A 15,259-nucleotide genomic window follows, 5' to 3' on the forward strand; every position below is an offset into this window, starting at 1 on the left:
TCGCACGGGCCGCCTGACAGCGGGCGGCCCGGCCACGCTCACCGAGCGCCGCGCGCGGGTCAGCCGCACCACCCAGGGACACAGGCCTCGATCCCGTCACGACAGTAGCGCGACGAAGTCAACCGTACCCAGATCACCCCTGGCGTGAGCTCGATGCGGACGCCGGCGCTCTCTCTGAGGACGAAGACGCTGTCGGTGCGTGCCCGCCATTCCGTGGGCACGGCGTAATAGCGCCCGCCACGCTCCACGATGAGCCGCAGTCCCTCGTAGCGGTGGCGGAGGTGGGTGCCCGCACCCAAGTCCCGGTGGCGCAGCCCGGGCGCCCATGACGAGAGGCCGAGTGACCGGGCGCTGTGAACGACCAGGCCGGTGCGAAGGATCACCGCTCGAGCGTCATGTCTGGCGTGCCGCTCGCCGAGTTGGCCGGAGACGAGGGTGACAGTCCACAGCAGGAACGGCCCGGCAGCGAGAACCAGCGACGCGGTCTCCCAGGCGTTCCCGTGGCGACCGGAGCCGGTTTGCCCTACTAGGCCGAGCAGCAGGCCGAAGCCTACGAAGAGGGGGCCCACCCAGCGGTAGGGCACAAGTACCTGCCACCGCCACCACAGGATGAGCAGTAGTACACCTGCGGCCACGACAATCAGATAGCGGCGGGTCGGCGCCGATACGCCGCGCTCGACAGCGTGCGCCAGCGCCCCACGTCGCCTTGGCCTACGGCCGGCGACCGCGATGACGAAGTGCAGTACTTGCGGCGCCCACAAGGACTGGGAAGGTCGCCAAGTGCAGGCTGTGCAGGACGAATTCCCCGAAGCCGAAACCGAGCGCGAAGGGGGAAAGGTGAAAGTAGCCGTAGTACGCGCTGGTGTAGATCACGCCCACGTAGAACATCAGCGCGGTAATGAAGGATGCCTGCGCAACCACGATGTTGATGAGTGCTGTCGGCGATGCCGCACGCCGAGCTGGGCTGAAGCGAACTGACTCAGATCCGCTACTGGCGTCCCGGTGATCGCTACCGTGTCCGATCAAGGCCCGCGCGCTCCAGCGCCCTGATCATGGCGGGCCGGTCCAGCTCACGCCAGTCGGGTTCGTTGACGAGGGACATCAGAAGGTCGGGGGTGAGCCGGTGGGTCTCGGCGTGGGTCAGCAGGGTCTCGGCGTCGTGGGCCGGCATGGCGCCGTGGTCCTCGTCGGCGATCGTCCTCAGCACGTCCTTCCGGTCGACGAAGCGGCTCATGCCGCAGTCGAGTCCGTCGTCGTGCAGGGTCGCCGGGTACGGGGCACGTGCCCAGGTGCCGTTCTCGTACCAGTAGACGCAGCCGAGCTGCCAGCCCTTCAGCAGGTCCTGGAGCCACTCGTGCGGGAGCCAGTCGGGGGCGCCGACGAGCATGTCGACCGGCGGTTCGTGCCACTTGACCCCGCTGGACTCGTCCTCGCCGAAGAGCACGTACCGCCCCTCGCCCCGCTGTTCGAAGGTCCACCAGGTGCAGCCGGAGTCGTCCAGGTGGAGTCCCTCGTCGTCCACCCAGGTCCCCGTGCGGTGATGGCCCTCCCCCTCGTCCGCCGTGGTGGCCTCCAGCACGGCCACGAGCGACCAGCGCGCCCACAGCACCTCGGCGGGCGGAAGATCGCCGGGCACTCCCGGCCGCTCGATGGTCATGGTTCGCCCCCGTGTTCGACATGATGGTCGGCATCGATCCTGATCAGGGGTCAGGCTCTCATGGGCCGCCCGGTCCACGAGCGGCGGCCGAGCGCTGCTCGCGTCTACCGGGCGTCCCGCCTCCGTTCGCGCAGCCGGACCGCCACGAACACGACGGCGGCCAGTGCGACGAGCGCGACGACCGGCTTCTGGGGCGCCCGCGTAGGCGTCCACGTCCTGCCAGTTGGCGCCCAACAGATAACCGGCCGTGACGAAGCCGGAGTTCCAGATCAGGCTGCCGAGGGCGGTCAGGGACAGGAAATGCGCCATCGGCATGCGTTCGACGGCCCGCCGGCAGGAAGACCAGGCTGCGGAACAGGGGCACCATCCGACCGTGAGGACGCCGTGCACGGTTCCACCGGGTCGACAACGCCCGCTCCCGCACCCGCGGCGGCACCGGACTGGGCCTCGCCATCACCGCCGCGATCCTGGAGGGCCACGGCGGCCGCGTCGAACTCAGAACGGCCCCGTGCGAGGGCACACGCTTCACCGTGCTGCTCGCGCCACGCTGAGGCGGCCCGTCGGATGCGGCCCCGGCTGAGCCGTCGTGGGCGTCGGTCCGGGCGGTCGCGGCGGGATCCACCCGAGGGGATGGATCATCCGGCCATTCGGCCCGTTACAGGCCTTTCGGGTGCGCGGGTGCGGAACGGCACGACTACTTTCCGCTGGGCCGGTTACGCACGGAGTGACGACGACCGGCCTCCGAAGGGGCTGTCCCCTCCGCGCCCCCGAAGCCGCCCGTCCCCACGACCGGAGTGATCCTCGGCTCTCCCCCGCTGGACTTCCACGTCACCGACAGCTACTTCGTCGTGGCGCACTTCCATTACGTGCTCTTCGGCACGATCGTCTTCGCGATGTTCGGCGGCTTCAGTTTCTGGTGGCCGAAGATGACCGGCACCATGCTCGACCACCGGCTGGAGAAGGTCCACTTCTGGACGCTCTTCGTCGGCTTCCACACCACCTTCCTCGTCCAGCACTGGCTGGGCGCCGAGGGCATGCCCCGCCGGTACGCCGACTATCTGGCCGCCGACGGTTTCACGGCCCTCAACACGGTCTCCTCCATCGGCTCCTTCCTCCTGGGCCTGTCGACCCTGCCGTTCCTCTACAACGTCTGGAAGACCGCCCAGACCGGCAAGAAGGTCGAGGTCGACGACCCTTGGGGCTACGGCCGCTCCCTGGAATGGGCGACCTCCTGTCCGCCCCCGCGCCACAACTTCGTCACCCTGCCCCGGATCCGCTCCGAGTCCCCCGCCTTCGACCTGCACCACCCCCGGCTCGCGCGGATCGAGCAGCGGGCGAACGAGGGCAGGCGGGACGCCGTCGACGCCGAGAACCACAAGGGCGAGCCGCGGTGAGGCGCGACCGGTGCACATCGCCGTACCGGGAGGACGAGAGCGGGCATGAGAGCGGACACGAGAGCGGCTGCGACACGGGGCACGACACCGGGTACGACGACGGGTCGGCCTCGAGGGTCGAGGGGTACCTCCTCGCCCATACCCACCGCGAGCAGGCCCGGCGCGAGGCGGAGGACCTGTGCGCCCGGATGCCGTGGCTGACCACCGCCCAGGCGGAGGACGTCACCGCCCACTACCTCCGCCGCCGCATGGATCTGACCCGCCAGATACTGCTGGCCACCACGGAGCGCGCCGGGCAGCTCCGGGAGGAGTACGAGACCCGGTACGCGGCCCTCCGGCGCTCCCTCCTGAGACGCCACGCCGCCTGCGCGTGCGCCCTCCTCGCCTGCGCCGGACTCGGGACGCTCGCGTCGGCCTTCTTCCGCTGACGGAGCCGGTCCCGGGCCTTGAGAAGCCCGATCGCGTTCGCTCATATGCACTCCGTACACGACAGACGTGCAAGAGCGTGAGGCTTATTTGTCCTTTTGCCGGGAACTCGCATGGCGCAACGGTCGCCGCGGGTTCCCTGCCCGGCGGGCGATCTCGGGAACGGAAGAGGGAGAGATCGTGGCCGTTCGGGTAGGCGTTGAGGAAGAGTTCCATGTGCTGGACCTGGAGAGCGGACGACTCGTCCCGGGCGCAGACGCGGTCCTCGGTCGTCTGCGCAGACCGGGCTTCAAGCCGGAACTCCAGCGGTCGGCCGTCGAGTGGAACAGCCGGGTGCACACCTCGCTGGAGGCCCTGCGCGCCGATCTGGCCGGGGCCCGGCGACGACTGGACGCGGCGGCCGGCCCTCTGGGGCTGGCCGTCGCCGCTGCCGGAACCGTGCCGTTCGCACGGCTGACGCCGGGTGACCCCACCCCGGACCCGCGGTACCGGACCATGGCCGAGGAGTACCGGCGGGTCTCAGACGAGCACCTGGTGTGCAGCGCCCAGGTCCATGTCGACATACCCGACCGCGACACGGCCGTCCGGATCATGTGCGCCGTCTCGCCCTGGCTGCCCCCGCTGCTGGCGCTCTCCGCCAGCTCCCCGTTCTGGATGGGCGCCGACACCGGGTACGCCAGCTGGCGCACCATGCTGTGGCAGCGCTGGCCCACCGCCGGGCCGGTCGGCTGCTTCGCCTCGGCCGCCGACTACGACGCCGCCGTGGCGGACCTGATCCGCGGCGGAGTGATCAGCGACCCGGGAATGGTCTATTACGACCTGCGGCCCTCCGACCACCAGCGGACACTGGAACTGCGGATCTGCGACGCCTGTCCGCGCACCGAGACGGTCGTGCTCGTCGCCGGGCTGTTCCGGGCCCTCGTCGAGGACGCGCGGCTCCGCCTGGAGCGGAGCGATCAGGTCTGCGACGGCCGGCACGAGTGGCTCAGGGCGGCGGCGTGGCGGGCGGCCCGGACGGGGCTGGAGGGCCCCCTGGTCGATCCCGACACCCGGCTGGCCGCGCCCGCCCCCGACGTCCTGCGCGGCATGCTCCGGCGGCTGCGCCCGGCCCTGGAGGCCTGCGGCGACTGGGACACGGTGCGCCTGCTCATGGCGGAGGCCCTCGCCCGGGGCAGCGCCGCCCACCGGCTGCGCCGGATCGCCGAGGTCCACGGCCTGCGCGCCGCCGTCGAGACGGTCGTCGCCGAGACCCGCGGAGACCGGGACCCGCGCCCCGCACACGCCCCGGTCCGGCGGCCCCTCGCGGCGGCCGCGACGACGACGCTGCGGGGGCCCCTGGCATCGGGCCCCGTGGAAGCCCTCGGGGGCTGAACCGCGCAGCCATGCGGAAAGACGGTCACCGGTCCGCGCCCCGCGACGGGGCGCCCCCAGGAGCGGTCGTGGTCCGCTCCCCGGCGCCGGTGCCGTAGGCGATCAAGGAGAGTTCGACATGCCCACCAGCAAGACCGACAGCGATCAGACCGGGTGGTGCCCGCCGGGCGCCCACTCGTCGCCGGGCACGACCGGCGTCACTGCGCGAGGGGGTGCGGCCTGATGTGCGGTCTCAGCGGAGAGATCCGTTTCGACGGCGGACGGCCGGACCTGGCGGCCGTGGAACGCATGACCGACCGCCTGGCCGCCCGTGGACCGGACGGCAGGGGCGTGTGGTCGCAGGGCGCCGTCGCCCTGGGCCACCGGCGGCTGAAGATCATCGACCTGTCCGAGTGCGGGGCGCAGCCGATGGCCGACTCCGCCGGCCGGATCACCGGTGTCTTCAACGGCTGCGTCTACAACTACAAGGAACTCCGCGAGGAACTGCGCGGACTCGGCCACCGCTTCTTCTCCGACTCCGACACCGAGGTCGTGCTCAAGGCGTACCAGCAGTGGGGCACCGACTGTGTGGACCACTTCTACGGCATGTTCGCCTTCGTCATCGTCGACCAGGACACCGGGCGGGTCGTCCTCGGCCGGGACCGGCTCGGCATCAAGCCCCTGTACCTGGCCCGGTCGCCGGGGCGGCTGCGCTTCGCCTCCTCGCTGCCGGCCCTGCTCGCGGGCGGCGGCGTCGACACCTCCCTCGACCCCGTCGCGCTGCACCAGTACATGAGCTGGCACGCCACGGTGGCCGCGCCCCGCACCGTCCTGAACGGGGTGCGCAAGCTGCCCGCCGCCACCGTGCGGGTCGTGGAGCCCGACGGCCGCGAGCGGGACATCCGCTACTGGCAGCCGTCGTACAGCCGTGTGCCGGAGCACGCGGGGCTCGGCGCGGACGACTGGCGTGACGCGGTGCTCGACGCGCTGCGCACCGCCGTACGCCGCCGCATGGTCGCCGACGTGCCCGTGGGCGTCCTGCTGTCGGGCGGCCTGGACTCCAGTCTGATCGTGGCGCTGCTGGCCGACGAGGGGCAGACGGACCTCGCGACGTTCAGCGTGGGCTTCGAGTCGGAGGGCGGTGTCGAGGGCGACGAGTTCCACTACTCCGATCTGGTCGCCCGGCACTTCGGCACGGACCACCACCAGCTGATGGTGCCCTCGGACCGGGTGTCGACGGCGCTGGACGCGGCGGTCGAGGCGATGAGCGAGCCGATGATCAGCCATGACGTGGTCGCCTTCCATCTGCTGTCCGAGCAGGTGGCGAAGGAGGTCAAGGTCGTCCAGAGCGGCCAGGGCGCCGACGAGGTCTTCGCCGGCTACCACTGGTACCCGGACATGGCCGCCGTCCCCAGGGAGCGGGCCCCCGAGGCGTACGTGGAGACGTACTTCGACCGCTCGCACGGCGACCTCACCGGGATCGTCCGGCCGCACATGCTGCCCGAGCACGACGTGTCCGGCCGCTTCGTACGGGAGCACATGGCCCGCCCGGGCGCCGAGACCGCCCTCGACGCGGCGCTGCGGCTCGACGCCGAGGTGATGCTGGTCGACGACCCGGTCAAGCGGGTCGACAACATGACGATGGACTGGGGGCTGGAGGCCCGGGTGCCGTTCCTCGACCACGAACTCGTGGAGCTGGCCGCCCTCTGCCCGCCGGAGCTGAAGCTCGCCGACGGGGGCAAGGGAGTCCTCAAGGCCGCCGGCCGGAAGGTCCTGCCCACGGCGGTCGTCGACCGGCCCAAGGGCTACTTCCCGGTCCCCGCCATCATGCACATGGCGGGTCCGGTATTCGACCGGGTGACCGAGGCCCTGACGGCTCCGGAGGCAACGTCGCGCGGTGTCTTCGAGGACGCGTACGTGGCCAAGCTGCTGTCGGCGCCGGACGAGCACCGCACCAGGCGTGGGGCGAACGCCCTGTGGCAGGTAGCTTTGCTGGAGATATGGCTGCAAACGCACGGAATCAGCTGACCGGGGCGCAGGGGAGCCGATCCCCGCGCCCGGCCACGGCAGCCCCGTCGGACCCGCCGGCGGCGCCCCCCGTCGGCGTCCACGCCGGTGAGGACGTCGTCGACGGGGTGCCGTGGCTGCCCCTGGACCACGGCACCGCGCCCCCGGCCGCGGTCGCGATCGCCCCGGCCGCCGCGTGGTCCGGGGCGTCCGCCCTCGCACCCCCGGCGTCAACGGCTCCCGTACCGGTGCCGCTGCCGGAGACCGCCGGAACGCGGGACACACCGCAGCCGCTGCGGTCCCACGGCTGCTGGTACCCCTCCGTCGACCCCAGTGGCCGACAGGTCGCGTTCATCTGCGACCGGGGCGGGGTGCCGCAACTGTGGACCGGGCCCGTCGACGGGGACGAGGTCCATCTGCTGGACTCCGATCCCCACCCGGTCAAGGAGGTGGCCTGGTCGCCGGACGGCCGCTGGATCGCCTACACCACCGCCCCCGGAGGCGGCGAGCACACCCGGGTCCTGTGCGTCCGGCCCGACGGCACCGGGCGACGCGTCCTCGCCGGTGCCGAGCCCGGCAGTTCCGCGTACCTCGGCTGCTGGCAGCACGACGGGTCGGCGGTCGCCGTCACCGTCGCCGAGCCGGTGCTCCTGCCGGCCGGGGGCGACACGGAGGAGTCGCCCGCCCGCGCGGAGCCGGGCCTCGCCGACCCGCACACGTACACGCCGGCCCGTCCGCCGGGCTGGGCCGTCCGTGACGGCCGGGCGGTGCTGCTGGGCGGCCCGCGCTACGGCGACGCCGGGCCGGCCGCCCATCTCGCGGAACGCGAGGGCGGGACCCCCCGCGAACACGACCAGGAGAGCGGCCAGGAGGCCGCGGGTGGTCTCGCCGCCTACCTCGTCGACCCCACGGGCGCGGCGGCACCCGCGCTGCTGGCGGTGGAACGCGGCGCCGCCACGCTGCGGGTGTGCGACCTCAGCAGGGACGGACGGCTCGCCCTGGTGCGCCGGGGCCCGCGCGGCCGCCGCGAGGCCCTCGTCGTGCGCACCTCCGACCTGCGGACCACGTTCGCGCTGCCGGTCGCGGACGGTGACCCGTGGATCGGCCGGTTCTCCCCCGACGCCACGACGCTGTGGCTGCGCAGCGACGCGGCCCGCGAGTTCGCCGCGCTGTTCGCCGTACGGCTGGCACCCGGGGGCGAGCAGCAGGGCATCACCGTCACCGCGGAGCGCGAGGGGTCCGGCCTGGAGCTGCTGACGTTCGGCCGCGACGGGTCCACGGCGGCCCTGGCGTGGAACGTGCGGGGGGCCACCGAGCTGGAGGTCACCACCGTCTCGGGCACCGCCGGCGTCGCGTCGGTGGGGGTGCGGCGGTCCGTGTCGCTGCCGCACGAGGTGGTGACCCGGATGGCGCGGGCCGGCGGGGGGCCGGAGCTGGTGCTGGCGCTGTCCGGGTCGCAGCGGCGGCCCGGCGTGTGGTGGCTCTCCGAGGGCGCCCCACGGCGCACCATGTGGTCCTCGCGCGACGAGGACGCCGTACCTCCGGGCCGTTCGCCCGTGCGTCCCGTGCCGCTGCGGCCGGTCGCGCGGGACGGGCTGCCGCTGAGCGGCTGGTACTACCGGGCGCCGGGTCGGGCCCCGGGGCAGCCGGCGCCCTGTGTGATCCATCTGCACGGCGGTCCCGAGGAGCAGGAACGGCCCGTGTTCAACCCGCTGTACCACGAGTTGTCGGGCCGGGGGCTCGACATCTTCGCGCCGGACGTGCGCGGTTCCTCCGGGCACGGCCGGTCGTTCGTCGACGCCGATCTCGGCACGGGACGGTTCGCCGCGATCGAGGACGTCGCCGACTGCGCGGCCCACATCGTGGAGGCCGGGCTCGCCGATCCGCGGCGGCTGGCCGTCATGGGCCGCTCGTACGGCGGCTATCTGGTGATGGCCTCGCTCGTGTGGCACCCGGAGCTGTTCCGTACGGGTGTCGCGGCGTGCGGTATGTCGGACTTCGCGACGTTCTATGCCGGGACCGAGCCGTGGATCGCGGAGTCGGCCGCACACAAGTACGGCCATCCCGAACACGACCGGGACCTGCTGCACTCGCTGTCCCCGATGACCCGGATCGACGCGCTACGGGTACCGGTGCTCACCGTCCACGGCGAGCACGACACGAACGTGCCGCTCGGCGAGTCCGAGCAGTTCGTGCGCGCGGCCCGCGAGCGGGGCCTGGAGGCCGAGCTGCTGCTGTTGCGCAACGAGGGCCACGACTTCCTGCGCGCGGACAGCCGACGGATCTTCCGCCGCACCGCGGCCGACTGGATCGAACGCCACGTCGCGGAGTGACCACCACCCGAACCTCAAATAGCGGACATATATGGCGAATCGACGCATGGGCGGCCCGGCCACGGGCACTCGCCCGCCGAGCGGACATCCCCCACCCGCGAGGACACAAGGAGTCGATCATGGTCATCAAGAAGATGCACGACATGGGCATCCGCAGTGAGCACGCCTACATCGCCGCCATGGCGTCCATCGGCCTGACCGTCGTCGCCTGGGCGGGGTCCCTCAAGATGGAGCCCGGCACCGGGCTGGACCGCGCGGACCGCTGGGGCCTGTTCGTCGGCGAGTGGGCGCCCACCTTCTTCGGCCTCGGCCTCGCCCTGTCGCACTACGAGCAGCAGGACGGCACCCTGACCGCCACCGTCCACGAACTGCGCGACCAACGCGAGCAGAAGGCCGGCTGACCGCGCGGGCTCCCTCGACGCGGACCCGGCGCACAGGCGCACCCGAGGCGCACCGGATTCTCTGACACCGCAGGGTTCCCCTGTGGTGTCAACCGCTGCTTCCGTGGTCGCCTTCGTGGTGCAGCAGGAGCAGCGCGATGTCGTCCGTGCGCTGGCCGGGCGGACCGGCCTTCTCGACCAGATCGTCGATGACCACGTCCAGGTCCCGGGTGTCGGCGCGCGCGAGGTGCTGTGCGAGACGGGCGATGCAGTCGTCCAGGTCGACGCCGGGTGTCTCCACGAGACCGTCGGTGTAGAAGGCGAGCGTCATTCCCGGGGTCAGCGGGATCTCCGTCACCGGGTAGACGGCGCGCGGGTCGACGCCGAGGACAGGGCCGGGCGGGACCGCGAGGGGCCGGGTGTCGCCGTCGGGCAGGCGCAGCAGGGGCGGCGGGTGCCCGGCGCTGGCGAGGCTCACCCGACCCTCGCCGAGGTCGAGGTGGGCGTAGAGGCAGCTGGTGAACAGGTCGGGGGCGAGATCGGTGAGGAGCCGGTTGGTCCGGGCGAGAACCTCGCCGGGGGGTGTGCCGAGGGTGGCATGGGCGTAGACACCGGTGCGGACCTGGCCCATGAGCGCGGCGGCGGCCACATTGTGGCCCTGGACGTCGCCGATGACGGCCGCGACGGCGGTGTCGCCGAAGCGGATCAGGTCGTAGAAGTCCCCGCCGATCTCCATACCGCGGGTGGCGGGCAGATAACGGGCGGCGATCCGCAGACCGGGGACCGTGGGCAGCGTGCGCGGGAGCAGGGCCTGCTGGAGGCCGTGGGCGAGTTCGAGCTTGGTGTCGTAGAGGCGGGCGCGGTCGAGGGCCTGGGCGATGAGCCCGGCGAGCGACGTCATCACCGCCCGCTCCTCGGCCTCGAACTCGTGGGGGGTGTCGTAGGAGAGGACGCAGATGCCCACCAGACGGCCGGTGATGATCAGCGGCAGGAAGGCCCATGCCTGTTTGCCGCTGGCGACGGGCGCCTCGGGGTAGAGGCGCTCCATCTCCTCGGGAGCGCCGTAGAACGCGGGGACCCCGCTGCTCAGGGCGCGCCCGGCCGGGGTGAACGCGGTGTCGAGGGGCAGGCCGTCGAGACGGGCGATGGCCTCGGGGGAATAGCCCCGGTAGCCGATGATGTGGAGTTTCCCGGCCTCGGCGGCGGACAGCACGAGCCCGTGGGCGCCGAAGGCGGGCATGACCTGGTCGGCGACCACGTCGACGACGTCCTGCACACCGACGACCTCGGTGAGGGCGGCGGCCAGGTGGGTGAGCTGGTACAGCCGGCCCGCGCGGGACGGCGTCACGGTACTCGTGGACCGGGAATCCTCCGGCGCGGTGCCGCGCGGCACGACCCGGACGCTGATGCCGCTGGTGTCCGGGTAGAGGTGGATGTCGAGCCACTGGCCGGGCGGCCGGCAGGCCGAGAACGACACCGGTTCCCGTGTGATCACCGCGGCACGGTAGCGGTCCTCGTGGACGGGGTCGTCGAGCCAGCGCACGGCCTGCCACGGCAGGGTGCCCAGCAGTTGTTCGGGCTCCCGCCCGAACAGCTCGCCCGCGCCCTTGCTGACGTAGGTGAAGCGGCCCTCCAGGTCCAGGGCGCAGCTGCCGCCGGGCAGGCGCTCCACGAAGTCCGCCAGGGCCATCTCCTCACTGACGGACGGGCGGCCGGCCCCGGCGGGGACGACACGGGGGAGGGCGGCGGGCACCGGCGCGCCGTCGTGCGCCTCCGCCTCGTCCAGCAGCCGGGCCAGACGTCTGCACCGGGACTCGATGTGGCCCCGCTCGCGAGCCGTCATGTACGGGGGGCGGCCGGTCGGCCACATCAGCAGCAGCGTCCCCCAGCGCCGGGCGCCGGTGACCGGGGCGGCAGCCAGGGCCAGCGGGTACGGCAGGACCATCGCGGTGCGCGGGAAGGAGTGGGCCATCTCCTCCTGGCTGCCGACCCACACCATGCGGCCCTCGCGGGCGGCGACCGCCACGGGTGCCGGCGCGGCGACCGGGACGCGCGCCCAGGGCGCGGCGAACTCGGCCGGCGCGCCGCTCAGCAGATGCAGGCGCAGCGCTTCCTCGTCCGGTGTGAGCAGATAGAGGGCGCCAATGGACGCGCCGATCCCCCGCACGGTCTCCGCGAACACGGCGTCCAGCGCATGGGCGGCAGCCGGATCACTCGTGCCGGTCACGAGGCACCTCCAGCGTCGCGGGCCACGGCCGGACGGCCGTGGACGGGCCGCCGGCTCCCCTCGGGTACGGCACGGCAGGCCCCACGTGCCCGAGTGCCCTCACGCGCGACGTTACGCCGCCCCCGTACGGTCGGCATGCCGGAACGGGTTGGGCAGCGGGAGGTAGCGGGCGTCCGCGCCGTCGGCCCGCGTCCAGCGCAGCAGCAGGTTCGTCTTGCCGGGCAGCGTCGGCGCGTCGAGGAGGTCCTCGACGCCGGGCACGTCGCGGTGCCGCGCCAATTCCCCGCGTACGGCCGCCCACACGTCGACCCCCGGGTGGTGTTCGGCCACGGCCGCCGCGACCTCCAGGACGTTGTTGACGAACAGGCAGTACACCAACCGCTCCCAGCCCGCCTCACGGGTCACGTCCGGCAGGAGCTTCACGCCCTCGGCGTCCCGGTAGAGGACCTGGACGGGGGTGCCGGCGGTGCCGCAGGCGACGAGCGTGTTCTGGAGGTGGGCCTCCAGAACGACACCGTGGTGGTGGAACGCGCCGAGAGCCGGGGGCACGACCGCCCGCAGATACGCCCTCCACCAGGCGTCGGGGGCGGCGGTGCGGACCAGCGGGTTGCCCGGGAACGCCGCGGTGTCCTCGGTGAGCGCGGCGCCGAGGACGGCGGTCGTGCCGGGGGCCAGATGCCCGGCCAGTCCGTCGCGGACCAGGACCGCGAGCTCCTCGAACGCGAAGGCGGCGGTGCGGTAGCCGCGGTCGCTCAGCCAGGCGCCGTCCGGCAGCGCGGCGAAGGCCGCGCGGGCCGCCGCGTCGGTGCGGCGCAGCTTGAGCAGGTCGTGCCGCCACAGACGGCGCACGTCGTTGGTGATCCGCACGTCCAGACTGAACTTGAGGAAGAGGTCCGGCTCGAAGGGGCCCGGCTCGGAGGCTTTCGCCGCGGTCCGGGCCGTCGCCGCGGCCCCGCCGGGGTTCCCCCGCAGGGTCTCCCCGGGCACGTACACGGTGCGGATCGCGGCCGTCGGCCACACCTCGCCCGTCGTGTGCCCCAGCCGTATCAGCCGGCCGTCGGCGAAGGCCTCTGCCAACCCCTCGCCCACCAGGTCGAGTTGCCAGGGGTGGGCGGGCAGCAGCCGGTAACCGGGCGGGGCCGTGCCCAGGGCGTCGAGGGCGGTGGTGTCGCCCTCCTCGACGACGGTGTCCTCGCGGATCCCGAGCAGCGTCAGCGGGAAACCGGCGTACGCCTCCGGCGCGTAGGGCAGCCAGGCGGCGGCCGGACCGCCGCCGCGTGCCTTGGGGGCGGGATGGTACGGGTGCCCGGTGATCAGCGACTGCTCGGACCGCCGGTACGGGTCCTCCGGTGGCGTCGCCTGAGCACGTGCCGTGAGGAAGGCGGCCACGACCGCGCGGCTGTCGAGCATCTCGGCGGGCAGCTCGGGGTTGGCCAGGCCGGTGCGAAGGCGGAGTTCGTCGGCGGCGAGGTCGACGAACTCGGCGTGGGTCAGCCGACGCCAGGTACCACCCGTGAACATCTCGGGGTCTGTGGGGCGGCGGGTGCCGTCGGTGAGCACCTCGGGGTCGGTGGGGCGGCGGGTGCCCCGGACGCGCAGGAGGCGGCCGCTCGCCGCGAGGCGGTGCACACCGGGTCCGACGGGCTCCCCCGCATCCCGCAGGAGGCAGTTGAGCAGCGGCGCGGCGGCATAGCCGTCGGCGGCGGTGCTGTCGGCGGCGGTGCCGTCGGCGCGGGGCGGGTTGGCGTCCACGGGGTCCATTCGTTCCACATACGGTGCATGTGTGATCAGTATGTCTGCCCGTCGTGGCTCGTCCCGCCGCCCTCACGCGTCGCCGCGGAGGCGGGCGGGCAGTGGTCGTACGCCGTTGTCGACGCGGTGCCCGTACCCGCCCGTCGCCGTTCCCGCACCCTAGGAGCCCGTCCGTGGACCGTCACCCGATGTCCGATGCCGAGGCGGCGCTCGACGCCGAGCTGGGCGCCGTACGCCCCGATCTGGCGCCGCCGTACGCGGCGGGGCTCCCCGGTGCCCGGGCGGCCGTGCTGGCGCGGCTGTGGCGGGGCCTCACGCACGAGCCGCTGCCCTGGGTGGCGCGCCGGGAGAGGGCCGGGGGCGACGGCGTGACGCTCCTGCTGGCGGACGGCCGCCGGCTGCACGGCCCGGCGGTGGACCCGTACGCCACGGACGTACCGGTCGAGCAGGTGTGGCTGGACGGGCGGCCGTACGACCGTCCGGCGCGGCTGATGAGCGCGCTGGCGGTGCCGCACAGTGCCGCCTTCGCCGCCGAACTCGACCACAGCGCGGCCTCGTTGGCGCTGTCGCGGGCCGGACGGCCGGCGGTGGCGGGGACGCCGGAGACGAGCTGGGAGTGGGAGCAGTCGGTGGTGGACGGGCATCCCTTCCACCCCAACTGCCGTTCCCGGCCCGGGTTCTCCGCCGCCGATCAGCTGGCGTACGGGCCCGAGCACCGGCAGGTCGTGTCGCTGGGGCTGGCGCCCGTGGACGAGGCACTGGTGGTCGGGGAGTGGCCGGAGCGGTTCCGGGACGGCGGTCGGGTGCTGGTGCCGGTCCATCCGTGGCAGGCGGCACATGTGCTCAAGTGCCCTCTGGAGGAGGTGATCGAGGCGCATCCCCTGATGGCGTTGCGCACCCTCGCCCTCGCGGACGGCGGGGCGCATGTGAAGACGGCGTTGAGCGCCCGGCTGACGTCCTCCGTGCGGGACATCTCGGTCTACTCGATCGAGACGTCGGCGATCGTGTCGGACTTCATGGCGGAGGTCGCCTCCCGCACGGACGGTCTGCTGCACGTGACGCGTACGCTCGGCGCGGTCACCGCCGGTTCCCCGGATCTGGCGGCGGTGCTGCGGGAGTCACCGGAGAGGTACGTGGACACGGCCACCGGTGAGCGGGTCGTCCCCGTGGGCGCGCTGGCGGCGACCGGACTGCCCGGGTCGCCGTCGTGGCTGGCGGATTTCTGCCGACTCGCGCTCACGGTCTGCCTCCGGCTGCTCGACCTGGGGGTGGCGTTGGAGGCGCACGGCCAGAACCTCCTGGTGGTGCTCTCGCCGTCGGGTGCCCCTGTGCGGCTCGTCTACCGCGACCTCGCGGACATCAGGGTGAGCCCGGCCCGGCTGGCCCGGCACGGCGTCGCGGCGCCCGCGATGACCGGCCGCATCATCACGGACGACGAGACGACCCTGCGGCGCAAGCTGTTCGGCGCGCTGATCACGGGCACGCTCGGGGCGACGGCGGGTTCGACGCCCGTGCTGCGCGAGGCGCTCGCCGCCGCCGTACGGGACGTGCCGCCGACCGCCGATCTGGCCACGTTGACGGAGGGGCCGGTACCGACGAAGGCGTTGACGCTGATGCGTCTTTCGCCGGAGCGGCCGGGTGACATCTGGGCGGAACTGCCGACTCCGCTGCGGTGAGGCACGTCCGGCCGACCGGGTGCGGGACTTGTCGCCCGGCCCGGTCAGGGGCTTGGC

The 15,259-nt window shown here is 73.2% G+C and carries 11 protein-coding genes and 2 pseudogenes; 8 read left to right on the forward strand and 5 right to left on the reverse strand.

Annotation, left to right across the window (positions count from 1 at the left end):
• Positions 1–59: 59 nt before the first annotated feature.
• From M8J73_RS06260 to M8J73_RS06270, 3 genes are all read right to left on the reverse strand, one after another.
• Positions 60–635 carry a hypothetical protein gene (locus M8J73_RS06260; protein WP_249828324.1) on the reverse strand — a complete coding sequence of 192 codons (576 nt, stop codon included), beginning with the start codon at positions 633–635 and terminating at the stop codon, positions 60–62.
• 76 nt (positions 636–711) lie between these two features.
• Positions 712–921 (reverse strand): hypothetical protein, encoded by a 210-nt coding sequence (locus M8J73_RS06265; RefSeq protein ID WP_055536861.1) that lies wholly within the window; start codon positions 919–921, stop codon positions 712–714.
• An 88-nt stretch (positions 922–1,009) separates the two neighbouring features.
• Complete coding sequence (locus M8J73_RS06270; protein WP_055536862.1) at positions 1,010–1,657, reverse strand: hypothetical protein; 648 nt, start codon at positions 1,655–1,657, stop codon at positions 1,010–1,012.
• A 401-nt stretch (positions 1,658–2,058) separates the two neighbouring features.
• Here M8J73_RS06270 and M8J73_RS06275 point away from each other — a divergent pair.
• The 7 genes and pseudogenes from M8J73_RS06275 to M8J73_RS06305 all read left to right on the forward strand — a co-directional run.
• Positions 2,059–2,208, forward strand: a pseudogene (locus M8J73_RS06275) (ATP-binding protein); the annotation flags it as partial.
• A 237-nt stretch (positions 2,209–2,445) separates the two neighbouring features.
• Positions 2,446–3,051: pseudogene (locus M8J73_RS06280) on the forward strand (cytochrome c oxidase subunit I); the annotation flags it as partial.
• Entirely contained in the window at positions 3,048–3,479 is a 432-nt protein-coding gene (locus tag M8J73_RS45200) for a hypothetical protein (RefSeq protein WP_308408336.1), read from the forward strand. The pseudogene M8J73_RS06280 and the gene M8J73_RS45200, both read left to right, overlap by 4 nt.
• 178 nt (positions 3,480–3,657) lie before the next feature.
• A complete protein-coding gene (locus M8J73_RS06290) occupies positions 3,658–4,848 on the forward strand; it encodes a carboxylate-amine ligase (RefSeq protein ID WP_055536863.1) in 1,191 nt (396 codons plus the stop codon).
• Between the two features lie 222 nt (positions 4,849–5,070).
• Entirely contained in the window at positions 5,071–6,855 is a 1,785-nt protein-coding gene (locus tag M8J73_RS06295) for an N-acetylglutaminylglutamine amidotransferase (RefSeq protein WP_055536864.1), read from the forward strand.
• Positions 6,828–9,167, forward strand: a complete 2,340-nt coding sequence (locus M8J73_RS06300; RefSeq protein ID WP_055536865.1) for a S9 family peptidase — start codon at positions 6,828–6,830, stop codon at positions 9,165–9,167. Before M8J73_RS06295 ends, M8J73_RS06300 begins: the two co-directional genes overlap by 28 nt.
• 119 nt (positions 9,168–9,286) lie before the next feature.
• On the forward strand, positions 9,287–9,568 hold the full coding sequence (locus M8J73_RS06305; RefSeq protein ID WP_055536866.1) for a hypothetical protein: 282 nt from the start codon (positions 9,287–9,289) through the stop codon (positions 9,566–9,568).
• A gap of 88 nt (positions 9,569–9,656) precedes the next feature.
• Here M8J73_RS06305 and M8J73_RS06310 read toward each other — a convergent pair whose 3' ends face one another.
• Together M8J73_RS06310 and M8J73_RS06315 are read right to left on the reverse strand one after the other, a co-directional pair.
• Complete coding sequence (locus M8J73_RS06310) at positions 9,657–11,774, reverse strand: SpoIIE family protein phosphatase (RefSeq protein ID WP_249828325.1); 2,118 nt, start codon at positions 11,772–11,774, stop codon at positions 9,657–9,659.
• A gap of 111 nt (positions 11,775–11,885) precedes the next feature.
• Entirely contained in the window at positions 11,886–13,535 is a 1,650-nt protein-coding gene (locus M8J73_RS06315) for an IucA/IucC family protein (RefSeq protein WP_055536868.1), read from the reverse strand.
• A gap of 179 nt (positions 13,536–13,714) precedes the next feature.
• Between M8J73_RS06315 and M8J73_RS06320 the strand changes: the two genes are divergently transcribed.
• Entirely contained in the window at positions 13,715–15,202 is a 1,488-nt protein-coding gene (locus M8J73_RS06320) for an IucA/IucC family protein (RefSeq protein ID WP_240500904.1), read from the forward strand.
• Positions 15,203–15,259 lie beyond the last annotated feature (57 nt).

The organism is Streptomyces neyagawaensis (assembly GCF_023516595.1).
GTDB classification, from domain to species: domain Bacteria; phylum Actinomycetota; class Actinomycetes; order Streptomycetales; family Streptomycetaceae; genus Streptomyces; species Streptomyces neyagawaensis.

What these genes read in the sequence shown, in the direction of transcription:
- M8J73_RS06300 (WP_055536865.1), top strand. Translation starts at nt 6,828, where the DNA reads ATGGCTGCAAACGCACGGAATCAGCTGACCGGGGCGCAGGGGAGCCGA.
- M8J73_RS06320 (WP_240500904.1), top strand. Translation starts at nt 13,715, where the DNA reads ATGTCCGATGCCGAGGCGGCGCTCGACGCCGAGCTGGGCGCCGTACGC.
- M8J73_RS06295 (WP_055536864.1), top strand. Translation starts at nt 5,071, where the DNA reads ATGTGCGGTCTCAGCGGAGAGATCCGTTTCGACGGCGGACGGCCGGAC.
- M8J73_RS06305 (WP_055536866.1), top strand. Translation starts at nt 9,287, where the DNA reads ATGGTCATCAAGAAGATGCACGACATGGGCATCCGCAGTGAGCACGCC.
- M8J73_RS06270 (WP_055536862.1), bottom strand. Translation starts at nt 1,657, where the DNA reads ATGACCATCGAGCGGCCGGGAGTGCCCGGCGATCTTCCGCCCGCCGAG.
- M8J73_RS06315 (WP_055536868.1), bottom strand. Translation starts at nt 13,535, where the DNA reads ATGGACCCCGTGGACGCCAACCCGCCCCGCGCCGACGGCACCGCCGCC.